Source organism: Paenibacillus sp. FW101-FHT12H11, assembly GCF_058790355.1.
The window spans coordinates 96,194-113,969 of the sequence record NZ_JBYTCO010000010.1; the positions used below are offsets into that span (position 1 = coordinate 96,194).

The window sequence follows — 17,776 nt, forward strand, 5'->3', positions numbered from 1 at the left end:
GACTCACCCGATCCTTGTTTTTGGAATGAAGTTACTCCTTCACAAGTTCAACCTGAGCACCGATAGAACGCAAATGGTCAAAATATTGCGGATACGATTTGGCCACGTGATGAGCATCACGAATAGTCAAACCCTTCTCGGAACGAAGTCCAACGACGGTCAAAGCCATAATGACGCGATGATCGAAGTGAGCGTTGATCTCGACACCGCCAGTAACTCCTTCCGGCTTGCCGTGGACGATAATCTCACTTTGACGCTCTTCCACATCAGCGCCTGCTTTCCGCAGTTCGTTCAAGTAATCGGTGATTCGGTCGCACTCTTTGTAACGCAAATTTTCAACATTGTAGAAACGCGATGTACCTTCTGCAAATACAGCGGCCGCAACCATAGCTAGTACAGCATCTGTAAAGTGATCGCCATCAAATTCCCCTGCGATCAGTTTTTGATTGCCGCGAACGTGTACAACTCCGTTATCATGCGTTAAATTAACACCCATTGCACGTAAAACATCGACACAAGCCTTCTCGCCTTGCTTGCTGTTTTCTTCCAAACGAAGAACTCGTACGTCCGAGTTCGTCACTGCCGCCGCTGCCAGAATGGCCGCAGAACCCGGATAATCGCCTTGAATCACATACTCTTTGGCTTGGTACGATTGTCTGCCTGGAATCCGGTAGTGCATCAAGTCTTCGCTTGCATGAACGACAATGCCTGCTTGCTCAAGCACTTCGAGCGTTTGGCCCACAATAATTTTGGATTTCAAATCATGAAGCACTTCAATCTCGCTATCTTCTTCAAGCAGAGGTGTCATGAATAAGAGAGAGCTAAGGAACTGCGAGCTGACATTTCCGGAAACCGTAAGTTTGCCGCCGCGGGGTTTGCCCCCTTTAATTGTTATCGGCAAACGTCCGTTAGAATGTTGTACTTCTACGCCCATTTGCTGCAAAGTTACGATTAAATCGTCATGTGGACGCTTACCCAAGGATTCAGGATACGTGTTAACGAACGTTACATCCGGGCAAAATGCTGCTGTAGACATTAAAAACCGCAGAACGGCACCGGCATTTCCTACGTTTAACTCAGACACGTGTTTAGGGTTCTTGCCGAAACCTGTAATGACAATCTTCTCATCATCTTCTTCAATGACAGCGCCTAAATCTTGTACACAACGTCTCATTGCATCACTGTCTTCACTGTGAGCCGGGTAATAGATCGTGCTTGTCCCATTCGCAAGTGCACCAATTAGCAAATAACGAGTTGTGTAGTTTTTGGAGGAAAGGGCGTTAATTTCTCCTTGTAGATTTGCAGTAGGTTTCACAATGGCTTTCATGTGGTTAATATCTCCTTCGCATGTGTTTATATGTAATATCCGATGAATGTTAATAGAATTCCACCGGTATAACTGTAGTGAAAGCTCTCATAAAACCGGTACCAATCCATAGTTTCCAATTATCAAACGCAGGATATTTCATCAGAATTCCCAGTAAAAAACAGGCCAAAAGATTTATTGTCAGTGTACCATACGGAATAGAACTTGGGAACCTTCTCGACATGTCGGCGGAGCTTCTGCGACACGAGGTTTGACATCTTGTCTTAATGTTTCTATCATTACTTCTGATGGGGTTTATCCCCCGCATTTTAAAACAAGGAGGTCCTACGATGGATACGATTTTACCATCCGACGTCAAAGATAGATTAAGCCGTGGCGAGAAGCTGGCAATCATCGACGTTCGAGAAGACGAAGAAGTGGCTGAAGGCATGATTGCCGGTGCAATCCATATTCCACTAGGCCAATTGCCGGAGCGACTAAGCGAGATCCCGCAGGCGGACGAAGTGATTCTTGTTTGCCGCAGCGGCAATCGCAGCGGGCGGGCGCTTGGCTTTTTGGAAGCGCAAGGCTATAAAGGCCTTAAAAACATGACCGGCGGTATGTTGGAGTGGGAGGACTAAGCTTAAAGCTTGTCCCTCCTCTCAAAGATTCGCTTGCTGAATAATCAAATCAACAATTTGGTCTGTTGTCAGTTCCGTCGTGTCGATCATGGCATGTGCGAAATCGTACGCAGACTTTCTCTGTTCAAGCAGTGTATGAACACGTTCTTCCAAGTTGCCCTGCAGCAGTGGACGATTTATATCCGCGCTCACCCGATGAATGATTGTCTCAGGTGAAGCTTTCAGCGCCACGACAAAGCCATTACGAAGCATACACGCTCTATTCTCCTCTGCTAACACTGCGCCCCCGCCTGTTGCCACAATTTGCCCTCTTTGAGCTAATAAGCTTTCTAGCGTTTTACTCTCTAATGTGCGAAAATGCACTTCCCCATATTGACGAAACAAATCCGCAATGCTCGTCTGCTGCTCATCTTCAAGTACGGCATCCGAGTCTTGAAATTGCCATCCCAGACGCTCAGCGAGCTTCTTTCCGACGGTTGATTTGCCTGTCCCCATGAAACCTACAAGTACAAGATTGCTTGTTGTCACGTTAATCCCCTTTTCTCATATGCTATTCATACAAACTTTCCCAACATCATACCATAGCCGCATAGCCATGAATACAATCCGTTTGAAAAACATATAGTAGTGTGAATAAATTCCAACACAAACAGTTAAGATTTTAAGAGAAACCTAATGCCGACAAGGAGAGATGAAGTTTTGAACCCAATTGTTGCCTATTCCAACCACACGCAAGGCAAACTGGAGCAAATCTTACACCCGAGCTATGTTTTGTGCAAAGAGGATGTTGTTTGGATTTTGGAGTTTATTAAGAAAAAAGTGGCTGAAGAAGACCCGCGCATGCAAGGTCTTGCTCAACCACGATTGTTAAAAAATTTCCGTTATTTTGCCGAAGTCTCCTTGATGCTCATTCACAGACGGAACGGCTTCGATCAAGAAGCCGATCGTTTGAAAATGTGGCTGCGCGAAGCGGCTTACGGTTTACAGGGAGAGGCGTAGCGCCCCTGCCTTTTAGTTTTCCATCCAGTTGAAGTGGAAGGAGCCTTCTTTGTCCACACGTTGGAACGTGTGAGCGCCGAAGTAGTCACGCTGCGCTTGCAGCAGGTTAGCCGGCAGTCTTTCTGTACGGTAGCTGTCGTAGTAAGCAAGTGCCGATGCGAAAGAAGGAACCGCGATACCGCGGGTTACAGCTTCTGCAACAACTTGTCTCCACGATTGTTGATAGTTCTCAACCACATCTGTGAAGTAAGAATCAAGCAGCAGGTTCTTCAGTTCCGGATTGCGGTCGTACGCATCCTTGATATTTTGAAGGAATCTAGCGCGAATAATGCATCCGCCGCGGAAAATCATCGCGATGTTGCCATATTTCAGATCCCATTTGTATTCATCGGAAGCCGCTCTCATTTGAGCAAAGCCTTGTGCATAAGAGCAAATTTTACTTGCATATAGCGCTTGACGCACAGCCTCAATAAATGCTTTACGATCACCTGTGAAAGCTGGAGCATCAGGTCCTTTGAGCACTTTGCTAGCCGCTACGCGTTCTTCCTTCATCGCGGAGATGAAACGGGAGAATACGGATTCCGTAATGATGGAAAGCGGTACGCCAAGGTCCAGAGCACTCTGACTGGTCCATTTTCCTGTTCCTTTTTGACCAGCGGAATCGAGGATAACATCAACCATCGGTTTGCCGGTTTCAGGGTCGTATTTCGTGAAGATATCACGTGTAATTTCGATCAGGTAGCTGTCAAGCTCGCCGTTGTTCCACTCTGTGAAGATCTCATGAAGTTCTTCAGTGCTTACATTCAGAACATCTTTCAAGAGTTGGTAAGCTTCGCAGATCAGCTGCATGTCGCCATACTCGATCCCGTTGTGCACCATTTTTACATAGTGGCCGGCACCGTCTGGTCCGATATACGTACAGCAAGCGTCATCGCCAACTTTGGCAGAGATGGCTGTAAGAATAGGCTCAACCAATTTATACGCGGATTCTTGACCGCCTGGCATAATGGATGGGCCTTTAAGCGCGCCTTCTTCGCCGCCGGAAACACCAGTACCAACAAAACGAATACCATGTGCTTCAAGTTCTTTGTTACGGCGCTGCGTATCTGGGAAGAACGCATTGCCTCCATCGATCAAGATATCTCCTTTTTCAAGGTGAGGCAGCAATTGGTTAATCGTATCGTCTGTTGGTCCGCCTGCTTTGACCATGATCAAAATTTTGCGCGGAACTTCCAAGGATTGTACGAATTCTTCGATAGAGTATGTACCAACGAGTTGTTTGCCTTCTGCTTCTTGAAGAAGCTCTTTTGTTTTTTCGGCAGAACGGTTAAATACGGATACAGTAAAACCTCTGCTCTCGATGTTTAACGCTAAGTTTTTCCCCATTACCGCTAATCCAACTACACCAATTTGTTGTTTAGACACGTCTCTCATACACCCTTCCGATATAAAAATATTTAAATCGTCATCGAGCCAAAACCGCCGTCTACTCTTAAAACAGAGCCCGTAACAAAGCTGGAAGCTTGTTCCGAAGCAAGGAACACAGCAGCACCCTGTAGCTCAGATGCCTCACCGAATCGGTTCATTGGCGTATGACGCATAATGGACTCGATACGTTCAGGCGACAAAATCTTACGATTCTGCTCAGCTGGGAAGAAACCAGGAATGATCGCATTCACACGCACACGGCTTGGAGCGAATTCGCGGGCCAAGTTTAGTGTGATGTTATTGACAGCTGCTTTAGAAGCGGAGTAAGTGAATACACGTGAAAGAGGCGGATCAGAAGATACAGACGAGATATTGATAATGCTTCCGCCTTCGCCGCGATCAACCATGTATTTCCCGAACACCTGGCAAGCCAGCACGACGCTTTTCAAGTTTACCTCCATAATAGAATCCCATTCTTCCATGGAAATGTCAAAGAAAGGCGTAGCACTATTTTTCCCTGGACAGTTCATTAAAATGTCAGCACGGCCAGACCAAGCGATAACTTCTTTGAGCACAAGCTCCAAATCCTCGCGTATTGTTGCATCGGCTTGGAAAGTTTGGGCTTCGCCGCCGATCGCTTCGATCTGCTGGCGAACTTGATCGCTTTTCTCTTGGTTGCGTCCAACAATCGCTACTTTCGCGCCATGACCGGCCAAAGCAATCGCCATGGAACCTCCAAGTGTACTGTTACCGCCGATAATTACTGCTGTTTTCCCTGTAAGATCGAATAAATTCATTTGTCTTCATCCCCTCTAGCATTTTGCTTGCTTAAGCTATTTATGATTGAGGGCTCCGAAGGTGCTGTCCTTGAAAGGCGGTTATCGCGTCGAATTGATCTTTTAACTGATGATATACGCTTGTATAAATAGATGTCAATTGTTGATATACGCGATAATTGCTTTCATTCACCTCGTGAGCCGTTCCAACCTGAATCCAATTGTGTGCATGAGCCAAATCATCAATCTCGCCCATTGCAAGTAAACCAAGCAGCGCTGCCCCGATACCAGAGCTTTCGATGGAATCCGGCACCGTAACGGACGTACCCAGCATGTCCGTCATCATCTGACGCCAAAATTCGGATCTGGCGAAACCACCTGAAGCTCGAATTACTGCCGCTGGCCCCATAATCCGCTCAAGCGACGTTGCGACAGCTTGAATGGAAAACATGACGCCTTCCAGAGCGGCGCGAATCATATGTTTCTTCTCATGGCTAAGGGAAAGCCCGAAATAAACGCCGCGAGCATTCGCATTCCAATACGGAGCGCGTTCTCCCGAAAGCAGCGGCAGGAACAACAACCCGTCAGAGCCCGCTTTCACTTGGGAGGCTAGCTCGGTCAAGTAATCATACGGATCGATCCCTTGACGGCGAGCCTCTTCGGCCTCCGCGGTAGCGATCTGATCTCGTACCCAGCGGAAAACTATACCGCCGTTGTTGATAGGTCCGCCAACGACCCAGAATTTCTCTGTTAGCGCATAACAGAACAGTTTGCCTTCAGGGTCTGTTTGCGGCTTGGTCACTACACTGCGCACCGCGCCGCTGGTTCCGATGGTGACAGCGACAACGCCAGGTTCAAAAGCGCCAACGCCTAAATTGGCCAACACACCGTCGGAAGCTCCGACAATAAACGGCGTGTCCTGGGACAATCCCATAGCAGAAGCATATTCAGCGCTAAGGCCCTCAACGCGATGCGTTGTTGGAACTAGCTCGGAGAGCTGAGCTGGTGTAACACCAGCTTGTCCCAAGGCTTCTTCATCCCAATCCAAGTTCTCCAGATTGAATAAGCCTGTTGCACTGGCAAGTGAATGATCAATCACATAACGATTGAATAGCTTCGCGAAAACATATTCTTTGATGCCAATGAACTTGTAGGTCTCTTTCATGAGCCCTGGTTCATTATCTCGGAACCACATCAGCTTGAGCAGCGGAGACATCGGATGGATTGGCGTGCCTGTTCGCGAGTAAATCTGCTGCCCCAGCCCGCTGCGCTTCAATTCAGCCGCATACATCGCGCTGCGATTGTCCGCCCATGTGATGCAAGCAGTCAGCGGTTTCGTGTTGTGATCAACTGCAATGAGACTATGCATAGCTGAACTGAAGGAGACGCAAAGCACTTGCTCAGGCTTGACGCCCACCTTCCGCACAACTTCGCCTATCCCTTGCACGACAGCATCAAAAATTTGATCCGGGTCTTGCTCGGCGCGATCAGCCGTGGGGGTGAAAAGGGGATACTCAATGGAATGTGACCCCAGAACTTTCCCCTCGCGTGAAATAACGAGCGTTTTCGTACTTGTCGTACCAATATCAGCCGCAATGATGTAGGGCTTGAGGGTACTTAATTGGTCAGTCATTTGCTAATATTCCCCTCTGCGTTGAATGAGAGCTCATAAGGCTCAGTTAAAATCTCAATATCCGGATGCACGCGCGCAGCGTCGAGCAAATTCACGGAAATTTCAATTTCGCCAAGGTGCAGCGTATCTTGAATCCGAACCAGCTTACACTTCGTGTAGTCCAGGATGTTGCAAGTTTTTACAGCCGCTTTGATCGCATAGAAATCATTCTCCAGCGTTGTTGCGATCTTCGTTGGCGCACATACAGTGGATGTCAGACCGTTAGCATACGTGAACTCAAGGTTTGTTTTATCTACTAAGCGCTGAGTCGTAAAATCAGCAGTTCCTACCCCGTTTGCATTACCTTTCGTTTCTGGTGTCAAATCCAAAACAACCATTTTGGCAACGTCCGGGCCACCGTGAGCATAAGGCGTCGGGTAGCGGCCGGTTACGTTCGGATCCATGCCGTCGCCGCTAATATTTTTACCGATATAATCAATGACCAACACGTCAATCTCATCGAATAAAATCTTCGGAAGCCGCGCCTTCGCTTCAATCAGCAGCTGCTCTTCGCGCTCTTCAATCTCGGCTGCAGGAAGCACTTCTACCCGGCAAGTCTCGTCATAGGCATTCTCGACGAGGGCTACACCGAACACGATGGGCAGCTTCTGGATCATCAGGTTCGCCATGGCCGGCACATTCTCCGCCATATACTTAAAGCCCAACTGGTGGCAAGCTTCTGCGCCTTTTTGCTTCCCTAGCCCGATCGCGATCATCTTCATGATGCCGCTCTCAATACGTCCACGGAACGCCGTATGCGGCTTCACGCGGTTAATGACAACGATAGCATCCGCCTCTGAGGCGATGCGGTCCACATAAACCGGCAAACCGTTTGGAAGCTCGTCAATTTTCACAACTTCCATAGACGAACGAATCGGAGCGCCCATGGTTGCTTCCGTGATCCCAAAGTGAAGAAGCACTTCCGTTTGTCCTTCTGCTGTTGCACCCCCATGGCTGCCCATGCAAGGAACGATGAACGGGAACGCACCTTTGGCCTTAATGGCATCAATCGTCGTTTTGGTAAATCCGGTGATGTTCGCAATCCCTCTGCTCCCTACGGCGACAGCAACTTGCTGACCTGGAAGAATGGTCTCCATAACGCCGCTGCTCGCAAGCTTATCTGCAAGCTCCTGCTCTGGATTTTCCAGAATCGTACGGTCAAACTTCTGACGAATCTTAACCACTTGCGGGATCGGAATATCATTTAACAGCTCTCTCAAAATGCTCATCGATTATTCCCTCTTTCTTTATGTTGACAGCTTCTTTACGGACTCCCGCACGACAAGCTCTGTCTTCAAAAGGACCTGCTCCGTTTCGTGCTGTTTATTCTCAATATTGCCAAGGAGCCGTACAGCGCCTTCTTTACTAATTTGTTCAATCGGTCTGCGGACGGTTGTCAAGGCTGGCGTTACATAAGCTGCAAACACCGTATCATCGAATCCAACAACGGAAATGTCCGTCGGCACCTGCATGCCGGCTTCCGATATCGCTTTCATTGCACCAAGGGCCATCTCATCATTACAGCTAAAAACGGCGGTAGGCCGCTCTTCCAAGGCAAGAAATTGCTGCATAGCTTTATGACCGCTTTCGAGATCATACAAACCGGGGATTCTGTAAATCGGCGGTACCTTCATGCCATAATGCTTCATGGCTCGTTCGAAGCCGTCTTTCCGATTTTGGGCGGATTTAAACCCTTTGCGCCCCTCAATCAACGCAATGCGCGTGTGGCCTTGCTCGATCAAATAGGAACATGCCAGGAAAGCGCCCTGCTCTTCGTCAGACAGAATATTCAACACGCCGGCTGTAGAGACTGGCCGATTGAGAACGACGAGCGGGATGCCTTTACTTGCGATATGTTCAATAATGGCCTGATCGTCATCGCTTTGAGAAACAATAATAATTCCGTCAAAGCTCTTGCGGGTAATGGATTGAAAGCTCGAATAGTCATCAATCCCCTTGACAATCAGTTGGTATCGGTCCTGAATGACCGAATTGACGCCGCGGATAGCTTCATAGAAAAAACCTGCTGAAGTTCCTTTACTCAGTGTGGTAAAGAACAGCCCCAAATTATACGATCGATCGAGTACTAAGCTCTTTGCACTGTAATTGGGCGTATAATCCAGTTGCTCGGCTATGAGTCGAATACGTTCTTTCGTTTCCTCTTGAATAAGCGGACTGTTATTAAGCGCCCTGGAAACCGTCGTATGGGACACACCCGCAAGCTTGGCAATATCCTTAATCGTTACACTCATTCCTTCACCTCTATCAGAAGCATATCACATTCATGCACACGTTAACAATAGTCTTTTCAATAAAAAAGCTCCCTTTCCTGGGAGCAGCATACCTCTAGTTTAAGCAAAAATCCTAGTAAATACGCTGCTTCTTTTTCAGAACCCCTAGAAACACAAAAGAGAGTCCGTATGTATAAATACAGGCTCTCTTCTTATTCAAATCCACTATTCATTCTCACATCTCCAATAAAAGCATTTCTTGACGCATCTCAAGCAATTTGGTTTTACTCTCCATAATCGCTTTGGCATCCCCGGATGCGATCGCATCATGCAAGGTGGCCAGTTCATAATCGAGCTCCATGCGCAAAATAGGGATTCGCTCATCAGTACGCTTGGATCGCAGCGCTTGCATGACTTCTTCTACTGTCACGGCTGGCTCCTTCTGATACAGCACTTTATGTTCGATGCCGCTAATTTCAACCATGCGAATAATTTCCCCGAACATAATATTCTCAATGAGAATTTGCCGATCCTTAAATCTTTTGACTACGGCATGACCGCGTGTGTCTCCAATCAATTTTTCCATCATTTCCGCGAGCTTCTCGTCTTTGAAGGAATAATTACCCACGATTTTATACTTTTCACCAATTCGTTCAAACTTCAGCTTAATCAGCTTGCGTCCTGTCCGAATGGAAATGATGAACTGCAGCTCACTTTCGTTCCAATACAGAGAATAACCTTCTTGAATGAGTGCTTTAATGAAGTTCCGGATTAGCCGGCGATCAAATCGTAACTCTAGGTTGCAGTACTCCACTTCATGACTCTTACTCACGGCAATCCCCTCCATAATTGGTGCGTTTGATTTTATTTAAATATTCAGACAACTTATCTTCTTATCCTTATCTTATTATGAATTCTATGTTTTAGCAACTTGGATTATTGACATTTTTTTAAGGAAAAACGTACAAAAAAAGCCGATGCCTGTATGAACGCGGCGCCAGCCTAGCAAAAAATGGAAGGCTGGTTTTGCTATGCAAAACGGCCCGGTTTAATGCCATCCCCAGAAAAATCCGTCGCGCTCCCAAGCTGCTCTGCCGCCATGAAGTTTCTTGAATAATTTTTTGACTTCTTTCGAAATCGCTTGATTGCCATTCTCGTTGACATAAATAAAGGATTCTCCATAATGGCGAATAATATAGTCAACGGCTTCTTTCTGATGCAAAATCCCTGCGGATTTCAGCTGTTCAAGCATCCATTCCGCAACCTCGTTCGCCGTAACGGCCATTCCCGCTCTCTCCTTCGTTTCACTCGTTATCTCGAATTGAACATTGTCCAATAAGATGAATCTATCGCTCCATTGTAACACATTTTCTTTACATTTATCGATGGATAGGTACAAAAGCACAATCATCCCCCTACAGGACCATTCGCCCATTCACTCCTCGGGAGATCACCATATGCTATCCCTGTAAGACAAACGCACAGAATTAATCAACGAAAGGGTGATTTTGAATGGGTTATGAAGCTGGTTTTGGTGGTTACAATTCTGCCGCAGCAATTTTGGTTCTCTTTATTTTGTTAGTTATTATTTCTAGTGCTTTCGTTATCTAATCCACTTCAAATACGAAAGGGCTGACTGGCATTCCGCCAGCAGCCCTTTATTCATATTTCTGCTTGAGACCGGATTAACCTACCTCCGCATCCTCGGGTCTCAGAATCACTGTGCCGACACCAAGCAGAATCAGAGCAAATAAGGTCAGCACCCCCATGTGCATCCACATTTGTGACAAAGATTGCCCCGCAGCCATAAGCTGAATGGCTTCAATTACCCATTTCTGGGGAACGAAATCAGCAATTTTCTGCATCCAATCCGGCATCAGTGAAACCGGCCAAAAACAGCCGCCGAGCATGCAAGTGGGCGTAACGATCAAAGAGTTAATCATGCCCATATTGGAGGCATTTTTCACTAAACCTGCAACTGCGCTGGCAATGCCCATACTTGCTAATAAGAAAAACTCCAACATAACAAATTGTGAGAAGAACGGCAGTCCATAATCATACAGAGCCACATACCGTGTAATGATCAAGATCACTAGCACTTGCAAGGTTCCTACAAAAAAGCTGCCGATAAAATTGCCTAGCATAATTTCTATGGAGCGAACCGGAGCCGTGAAGGTTCTTGCCATGGTTCGCATTCTCCGGTCCTCCATAATGACGGAAATTGTGTTATTGATAACCCCCATCATGAACATCAGCATAAAGCCAATGACAAGATGCATATTCGGATTTACATACAAGTTCAGATCCGTGACACGCGCTTTAACTTGGTGTTTTTCCAGCTGGATCAATGTCTTATCCACGGCATCCTGAAGCGATTTCTCCTGAAATCCTTGCTTGAGCAGGGCATCAACAGTTCCTTGATAGCCGGAAAGGATGCTATCCAGCGTTATTTTCAACGTAACCGTCGCTTCACTTACACTTAATTGATACATATCTACTTGCGGTGCGGAGCCCTTTAACAACGTCTCACTGAATCCTTCCGGAATGACGAACGCGCCACCGACACTTTGCTTCGTCACCGCTTCCTTCAAGTCCGCATCGGAAACTTGTTCCTTCAGCCTGTAGTCCGGCAATCCACTCAACTCTTGCACCAAATGGGCGCCGAGCGGCCCGCGATCCATATTGATATAAGCGATATCAACCCGATGCTCCTGCTGCTGTCCCATCACACCGATGATCAAGGAAACTACGCCCGCCGGAATGAGCAGATACATCAGAAAACCTCTTTTTTGTAAAAGCGTGCGACGAAGCATATTATAGGCGATAAACAAACTATTCATGGTATCCCGCCTTTCGGTAAACAATGAAGGAAACAAGAAGCAATCCTCCGCTAATGCAGCCCAAAACAAGTAAATGATGAGCTAAAACAGAGGTTTCACTGCCTAGCATAATCCGATACATGCTTTGCATCGCCCAGTAATTCAGAGTGAAATCACCAATTTGCCGCAGAAATCCGTCCGGCAAAGGTGTAAAGCCCCCGCTTAGAAAAGACATCGTCAGCACCACCATTTGGAAAATGGTTGAGATTCCTTTGGACGATTTCACGATGAGAGCCGATAATACAGCGAGGCTCATGGACGCTACGACGACGAAAAAACAGATTAGCGCCAATACCCCATACGATTTTCCCCAATCGACATGATAAACCATAACGGTTGTTCCGACGATGACCGCCGCCTGACAAATCGCAATAAAAGCATTACCGAGCACCTTGCCAAGTAAAATTGTAGATTCATGAATCGGCATGGCATTAAGGCGAGATAGTGTATGTTTATCCTTTTCGCCTTGCAGTGTCATCGCTGTGGAAAGGCCGGAGTATAACAAAAACATGACCAGCATCGATGCCGCATAATATTGCATAGCAGAATACTGGGAATTATTTGTTGCAAGATTGCCTAGCTTGACATGGCTAGCTGCCGGGGCAGCAACATGCTCAGACGAACCCTGATTTTGTGTAGAAGGTGCTGTTTCAGAACCGCTCGCTATCGCGATTGCCTGTCTTTGGTTTACGTTATCCAAGAAGGAACGAAGCACCATTTCGGCGGTCAAATTTTGCTCGTAATCGTTACCGAAAATCATTTCCCATTCGGCTTCCTTCCCCGCCATTACACGGGCACTGAAATCATCAGGGATGATCAGCGCAAATTCAGAAACGCCTGATTTAAGCCTTTTGACAGCTTGGTCGCGTGTCTGAACTGTTGAAGTGTGAATCAAATTCCCGAGGTCGGGAGAATGCAGAAAGCCTTCCATACTTGATTTCAAGGCACCTGAATCTCCCAGCACAACATCCACTTTCACCGGCTTGATGGTCCGGTCCTCCACTTTGAACGCTCCTGAAAGCGCTGAACCCAAGATGAATATGAGCAAGAGCGGCATAACAAACTGGATGGCCATGACATAACGCATACGAAACATTCGTAATACTTCATATTTTGCAATAATCCATAACGGCATCGCGCTCTCCCCCTAATCTCGTAAAGTTCTGCCGGTCAACGACAGGAATAAGGCTTCAAGATCCGGTTCTACCTGCACGAGCGATTGAATTTTGACGTTATGTTTGGATAAAATGAACAAAATGTCTTGCAAATAGGCTTGCGACGAACCGACCAGCAGTTCAAGCGCTTGCTCCTGAGCGTTGACTTGCTTGATTTTGGGATGATCCCGCAGCTCCTTAACCGCCTCTTCAGATAGATGCGCCACCTGCAGCACAATCTTGTTATCCTGCGCGACTTTGCCACGAAGCTCCTCTTGCGTACCGCAAGCGATCAGATGTCCGTGATCCATGATGCCGACACGCGTCGAAATCGCAGCTACCTCTTCCATGTAATGCGATGTGTAAATAATCGTAGAGCCCATGCGGTTCAAGGTTTTGACCGACTCCAGAATGTGATTCCGGGATTGGGGATCGATGCCGACGGTCGGCTCATCCATAATAATCAGCTTGGGATGATGCATAATGGCGCAAGCAATATTCAATCTCCTCTTCATTCCGCCTGAAAAAGCGTTCGGCTTATCGTTGGCCCGATCCGATAATCCGACGAATTCAAGCGCTTCTTTCACACGGCTCTGCAAGAGGGCGCCTCTTAAGCCATAGAGCCTGGCGAAAAACGTAACATTTTCTCTGGCGCTTAAACTTTCGAAAATGGCAAGTTCCTGAGGAACAAGACCGATAAGGCGTTTGACCTCCAACGGGTCCTTGGCAACGGACAAACCGTCTACAATCATTTCTCCCCCATCTATTTTGAGCAAGCCGCTTAGCATTTTGATGGTCGTGCTTTTTCCGGCTCCATTCGGCCCCAGCAGACCGAAAATTTCGCCTTCCTGGATAGATAAATTCAAATGATCAACGGATATTTGCTGGCTGTATTTTTTTACAACATTTTTAATTTGAATAAAACTCATAGGATCCTCTCCCTTTTCTCGACGGCTTGAATTACACTTATTGTACCTCATGGAAATGACATCTACAGGTAGATTAAGTCATTTAGCAAGGTGACAAAAGTCATAAGTACGCCATAAAACATGTAGACTCACTTGTCAATTATGCTATAATTTTCCTACACGCTTACAAAGGAAGGGAATCGCTTGTTACCTTTATTGCTTATTACCCGCTACACGCTTATTCTCATTCCAGCGATTGCCTCCATGTATCTAGAGAGCTACGCGTCTAACGGCACGTATGTGTTCTGTATTCTTCTATTCTTCTGGGTCGCCGAGCTGCGAAGAACGATTTTCAAGAGAGCTGTATGGATGCTTCTGATCGAAATCGCATTCAGCGGATGGCTAAGCTATACGTTTGACGGCTTATTGTTCATGATCTTTTACTCCACAATGCTGACTTATCTTCGTTCCTTTCATCGTCATCTCCGATTTTCTATCTTAGGTGTGCAATTGATCGCTTTAAATCTGAGTTTACAAGGCCAATCGAGCAATTCTTATGTGCTGGCCAATCTTCTCTTTTTTATCCTGGCGCTCCTATTGCTGCATATGAACCAGGTGGAACAAAACAAAGTGGATATCGAACTGCTCTATGATCAGCTGCGGCGGCAGCATTATGAGCTGGATGAAGCACGCATGCAGTTATTGGACTATGCCAAACAGGTTGAAAATATAGCCCAACTGGATGAACGGAACCGGATTTCCCGAGATATTCACGATGATTTGGGGCATCAATTAATTCGTCTCAAAATGATGATGGAAGCCGGCCTGCGGATTTTGCCAATTCAAATGGACAAAGGCATGGAGATGTTAACTTCCGTCAGGGACCAGTTGACTGAAAGTATGGAGCTGCTTCGATCAACGGTGCGCAAGCTGAAACCGGATGACGACTCCATGCAGTCGTTCACGCTTAATCGGCTTATTGAAGGACTGACCAAGGACAAAAGTATCGCGATTGAAGTTGATATTCAGGGAATGCCTTATGTCCTGTATCCAAGTCTCGCCTTCATTTTATACCGCAATGCCCAAGAAGCCATCACGAATGCAATTCGCCACGGCGGAGCAACTTCCGTTCAGATTCAATTAATTTATGAAACCAAGCAAATTACAATGAGCGTTTCGAATAACGGGCGACTCCCTGCCGCTCAAACCGTGAAAGGTCTTGGAATGACTGGCATGGAAGAGCGCAGCAAGCTTATTGGCGGTCAGCTTTACGTGGCCATGGACTCCGCTTTTACCGTGACAACCGTCTTGCCCACTTTTCGTTAAAAGAACGAATGCAAACGAAGAAAGAAAGGATTGAAACAACGATGATTCATGTTCTTATTACTGACGATGATCCGTTTATTCGAGAAAGCTTGCAATTGATAATTGGACTTGACCCAGACATTGCGGTTGTCGGTACGTGCAATCATGGCGATGAAGCTTTGGCTTTTATTCAGAGCGGTGTTCAGGTCGATGTTGTCCTTATGGACATTAGAATGCCCATTTGCGATGGCGTGGAAGGAACGTTGAAAATTAAACAAGCATATCCTGCGATTTCCATTCTGATTCTAACAACATTTGACGACGATGAGTTTATCGTTCAAGCGCTTCGCAATGGGGCTAGCGGCTATTTGTTGAAGAACATTTCCCCGGACCGTATCGTTCAAGGAATTAAAACGGTTGAGCAAGGCAATTTGCTTATTCATCCTGACATTGCCAAGAAATTAGCTACCTTCATCAGCCCTGCTCCCGCACCAAGCGTACCTCTGCCTGCCATGCTCCGGGAATACGGACTAACGGCCAGTGAACAAGCAGTAGTTGAGAAAATATCGGAAGGCTTATCGAACAAAGAAATCGCCCAGGAACTGTTCCTGAGCGAAGGGACGGTTAAAAATTATATCACTGAAATTCTCAGCAAGCTGAATCTCCGAGATCGCACGCAAATTGCTATCTTCTATTTAAAAAAACAATCCGGAGTCATCAGCTAGTGCAGCTATTTGTTTACTTTGACGACCTCGATATTCTCTTTGGAGGAGCTTCCCACCAGATATTCAGGCTGACTGTTGCTGTTCGTATTATTACTCTGAGTCAGCTTGAGTGTCGTGCGGAAGTAATGGCCGTTCTCGGCAAGTAAATAACTGTATGTATTGAGTTCAGGCAGTGCATCAATAATAATCGGGCTCGTCATGTACGGTATCTTTTCGATTTCATAATATCGGAAGCTCTCTACATAGTCTTTGAGTGCTTTAATTTTAATAGGGTCATTCTCGCCTGTGACCGTAACACCTTCATTATACATATAGGATGATTGCGGGGGCTCGCTCCCCCAAACCTTCTTCAATTCATCCTCTCCGACATAGATCTCTTCCGAATATTTCTCCTTCGCTTTGCGCAATCCAGCGGTAGGAACACCCATTCGTTCCACATCCTTTAATCGATAGTACGTCATCTCTGTTGTGTTCGTGAGGATTGGATAAGTGGCCCCTCGATAATCAAAGTACTGCACATAAGGGTATTGGAACACTATTTCTGTGTAATTGATATTATTCCCCTCAGTGGGTTGTTCTTGATTGATACGCGGATTAATATAGATCGTTTTGGAGCTTTCCTGCCAATTGACAACTGCCCCCAAATAATTTCCCAACTCTTTCACTGGCAAGTAGCTGCTATTGTTATAAATTAACGGCGGGTTCGTAAGCGTCACCTGCTGCCCATTCACTACAATCTTGAAATCATTTCTTAAATACGCGTCAACACGTTGCAGCACATCTTGCGCATAGACACCTGCCGTAAAGCATGTTCCCATCAAAGAACCTAAAAGAGCGATCGCAGACCATTTCTTCATTCTCATTTCCGAATTCTCCTGTCTTTAGCCATAGATTATTCCACATATTTCGGCAAACTCCTATATTTTCCTGCTTTTTTAGACAAATTGGGACCTTTTTCCTACTTGCATTCTACGAAACTCGTAAAACATTGCAGAGCGCACTCATTTATTTTAAAATAATTGAAAAACGCAAGTGAAATGAGGCAACTGACGATGAGCTTTACTGGATTTACACAACATGATTTTGATACGTTTGCTATAGAAGGTCTGGATGGACGAATGGAAGCCATTCGCGAGCGCATTCAACCTAAATTCAAAGCGTTAGGCGATTCTTTGGCGCAGGACCTCTCGCTTTTGGCCGGAACCGAAATGTTCTTACATATTGCCAAGCATTTAAGACGCAAAATTAATCCGCCGGTGGACACCTGGATGGCAATCTGCCCAAACAAAAGAGGCTATAAGCAAGTTCCCCATTTCCAGGTCGGCCTGTTCGATGACCGCGTATTTATCTGGCTGGCACTCATTTATGAGCTGCCTAATAAAAGCAATATCGCTACCGCGTATATGAATCAGATTGATCGTATCCAAAAGGAAATTCCCGCCGATTTCGTCCTGTCCTTCGATCATATGAAAAAGGATGTCACTCCGCTTGCTGAACTGGACCGCAGCGCATGGAACGATGCTCTGATCCGTTTCCGGGATGTCAAAAAAGTTGAGCTGCTGATCGGCAAAAACCTTCATTTCCAAGATCCAGTGCTGACCAAACCTGACGAACTTGAATCTCTGATTAAAGGCACGTTCGAAAAGCTGGTTCCCTTGTATCAACTGGCAGTCGACGCGAAATAACTCGAATTTTGGAATTTTTATGTAAAACTAAGGTTATTTTAAACTAAAATTAATCCCTCCTGCACAG

Annotated in this window: 20 protein-coding genes; 6 read left to right on the forward strand and 14 right to left on the reverse strand. The window is 46.3% G+C overall.

Translation table 11 applies throughout. The features are described 5' to 3' along the window. Positions 1 to 31: 31 nt before the first annotated feature. Positions 32 to 1,327, reverse strand: coding sequence for a 3-phosphoshikimate 1-carboxyvinyltransferase (aroA, locus tag AC3WTJ_RS28545; RefSeq protein ID WP_492524646.1), 1,296 nt, complete (start codon positions 1,325 to 1,327; stop codon positions 32 to 34). Positions 1,328 to 1,376: 49 nt separating this feature from the next. Further along, complete coding sequence (locus AC3WTJ_RS28550) at positions 1,377 to 1,757, reverse strand: fluoride efflux transporter FluC (protein WP_492524647.1); 381 nt, start codon at positions 1,755 to 1,757, stop codon at positions 1,377 to 1,379. On the opposite strand from AC3WTJ_RS28550, the gene AC3WTJ_RS28555 reads away from it, so the two are divergent. Next, the gene (locus AC3WTJ_RS28555; RefSeq protein ID WP_407867843.1) at positions 1,657 to 1,947 is read left to right on the forward strand and encodes a rhodanese-like domain-containing protein; all 291 of its coding nucleotides are present in this window, start codon (positions 1,657 to 1,659) and stop codon (positions 1,945 to 1,947) included. The two genes, AC3WTJ_RS28550 and AC3WTJ_RS28555, sit on opposite strands and share 101 nt — an antisense overlap. Before the next feature lie 21 nt (positions 1,948 to 1,968). Here AC3WTJ_RS28555 and AC3WTJ_RS28560 read toward each other — a convergent pair whose 3' ends face one another. Beyond that, positions 1,969 to 2,475 carry a shikimate kinase gene (locus AC3WTJ_RS28560; RefSeq protein ID WP_492524648.1) on the reverse strand — a complete coding sequence of 169 codons (507 nt, stop codon included), beginning with the start codon at positions 2,473 to 2,475 and terminating at the stop codon, positions 1,969 to 1,971. Between the two features lie 171 nt (positions 2,476 to 2,646). Between AC3WTJ_RS28560 and AC3WTJ_RS28565 the strand changes: the two genes are divergently transcribed. Then, positions 2,647 to 2,946 carry a hypothetical protein gene (locus AC3WTJ_RS28565; protein WP_157321432.1) on the forward strand — a complete coding sequence of 100 codons (300 nt, stop codon included), beginning with the start codon at positions 2,647 to 2,649 and terminating at the stop codon, positions 2,944 to 2,946. A 12-nt stretch (positions 2,947 to 2,958) separates the two neighbouring features. Here AC3WTJ_RS28565 and gnd read toward each other — a convergent pair whose 3' ends face one another. From gnd to AC3WTJ_RS28600, 7 genes are all read right to left on the reverse strand, one after another. After that, entirely contained in the window at positions 2,959 to 4,371 is a 1,413-nt protein-coding gene (gene gnd / locus AC3WTJ_RS28570) for an NADP-dependent phosphogluconate dehydrogenase (RefSeq protein ID WP_181646161.1), read from the reverse strand. Positions 4,372 to 4,403: 32 nt separating this feature from the next. Then, a complete protein-coding gene (locus AC3WTJ_RS28575) occupies positions 4,404 to 5,171 on the reverse strand; it encodes an SDR family oxidoreductase (protein ID WP_492524649.1) in 768 nt (255 codons plus the stop codon). Between the two features lie 40 nt (positions 5,172 to 5,211). Further along, entirely contained in the window at positions 5,212 to 6,783 is a 1,572-nt protein-coding gene (gene gntK / locus AC3WTJ_RS28580) for a gluconokinase (protein WP_492524650.1), read from the reverse strand. After that, positions 6,780 to 8,051 carry a nickel pincer cofactor-dependent isomerase, group 22 gene (locus tag AC3WTJ_RS28585; protein ID WP_492524651.1) on the reverse strand — a complete coding sequence of 424 codons (1,272 nt, stop codon included), beginning with the start codon at positions 8,049 to 8,051 and terminating at the stop codon, positions 6,780 to 6,782. Before AC3WTJ_RS28585 ends, gntK begins: the two co-directional genes overlap by 4 nt. 18 nt (positions 8,052 to 8,069) lie before the next feature. After that, positions 8,070 to 9,074 (reverse strand): LacI family DNA-binding transcriptional regulator, encoded by a 1,005-nt coding sequence (locus tag AC3WTJ_RS28590; RefSeq protein WP_492524652.1) that lies wholly within the window; start codon positions 9,072 to 9,074, stop codon positions 8,070 to 8,072. 214 nt (positions 9,075 to 9,288) lie between these two features. Continuing rightward, positions 9,289 to 9,885 carry a YkzI domain-containing protein gene (locus tag AC3WTJ_RS28595; RefSeq protein WP_127452115.1) on the reverse strand — a complete coding sequence of 199 codons (597 nt, stop codon included), beginning with the start codon at positions 9,883 to 9,885 and terminating at the stop codon, positions 9,289 to 9,291. A gap of 216 nt (positions 9,886 to 10,101) precedes the next feature. Next, entirely contained in the window at positions 10,102 to 10,338 is a 237-nt protein-coding gene (locus AC3WTJ_RS28600) for a DUF6953 family protein (RefSeq protein ID WP_492524799.1), read from the reverse strand. A 227-nt stretch (positions 10,339 to 10,565) separates the two neighbouring features. Between AC3WTJ_RS28600 and AC3WTJ_RS28605 the strand changes: the two genes are divergently transcribed. Continuing rightward, positions 10,566 to 10,664, forward strand: coding sequence for a YjcZ family sporulation protein (locus tag AC3WTJ_RS28605; protein ID WP_127452113.1), 99 nt, complete (start codon positions 10,566 to 10,568; stop codon positions 10,662 to 10,664). 74 nt (positions 10,665 to 10,738) lie between these two features. Here the strand turns inward: AC3WTJ_RS28605 and AC3WTJ_RS28610 are convergent, their stop codons facing one another. Genes AC3WTJ_RS28610 through AC3WTJ_RS28620 form a run of 3 tightly spaced genes read right to left on the reverse strand, consistent with a single transcriptional unit; the run spans position 10,739 to position 14,015 of the window. After that, complete coding sequence (locus AC3WTJ_RS28610) at positions 10,739 to 11,893, reverse strand: ABC transporter permease (protein ID WP_492524653.1); 1,155 nt, start codon at positions 11,891 to 11,893, stop codon at positions 10,739 to 10,741. Further along, the gene (locus tag AC3WTJ_RS28615) at positions 11,886 to 13,067 is read right to left on the reverse strand and encodes an ABC transporter permease (protein WP_492524654.1); all 1,182 of its coding nucleotides are present in this window, start codon (positions 13,065 to 13,067) and stop codon (positions 11,886 to 11,888) included. The genes AC3WTJ_RS28610 and AC3WTJ_RS28615 overlap by 8 nt, the downstream gene beginning before the upstream one ends. A 12-nt stretch (positions 13,068 to 13,079) precedes the next feature. Further along, a complete protein-coding gene (locus AC3WTJ_RS28620; RefSeq protein ID WP_492524655.1) occupies positions 13,080 to 14,015 on the reverse strand; it encodes an ABC transporter ATP-binding protein in 936 nt (311 codons plus the stop codon). Positions 14,016 to 14,198: 183 nt separating this feature from the next. On the opposite strand from AC3WTJ_RS28620, the gene AC3WTJ_RS28625 reads away from it, so the two are divergent. Continuing rightward, a complete protein-coding gene (locus AC3WTJ_RS28625) occupies positions 14,199 to 15,320 on the forward strand; it encodes a sensor histidine kinase (RefSeq protein WP_492524656.1) in 1,122 nt (373 codons plus the stop codon). A 41-nt stretch (positions 15,321 to 15,361) separates the two neighbouring features. Next, positions 15,362 to 16,024, forward strand: a complete 663-nt coding sequence (locus tag AC3WTJ_RS28630; protein ID WP_492524657.1) for a response regulator transcription factor — start codon at positions 15,362 to 15,364, stop codon at positions 16,022 to 16,024. 5 nt (positions 16,025 to 16,029) lie between these two features. Here the strand turns inward: AC3WTJ_RS28630 and AC3WTJ_RS28635 are convergent, their stop codons facing one another. Continuing rightward, positions 16,030 to 16,887, reverse strand: coding sequence for a stalk domain-containing protein (locus AC3WTJ_RS28635; protein ID WP_492524658.1), 858 nt, complete (start codon positions 16,885 to 16,887; stop codon positions 16,030 to 16,032). Positions 16,888 to 17,076: 189 nt separating this feature from the next. On the opposite strand from AC3WTJ_RS28635, the gene AC3WTJ_RS28640 reads away from it, so the two are divergent. Continuing rightward, positions 17,077 to 17,709, forward strand: a complete 633-nt coding sequence (locus AC3WTJ_RS28640) for a YktB family protein (protein WP_492524659.1) — start codon at positions 17,077 to 17,079, stop codon at positions 17,707 to 17,709. Positions 17,710 to 17,776 lie beyond the last annotated feature (67 nt).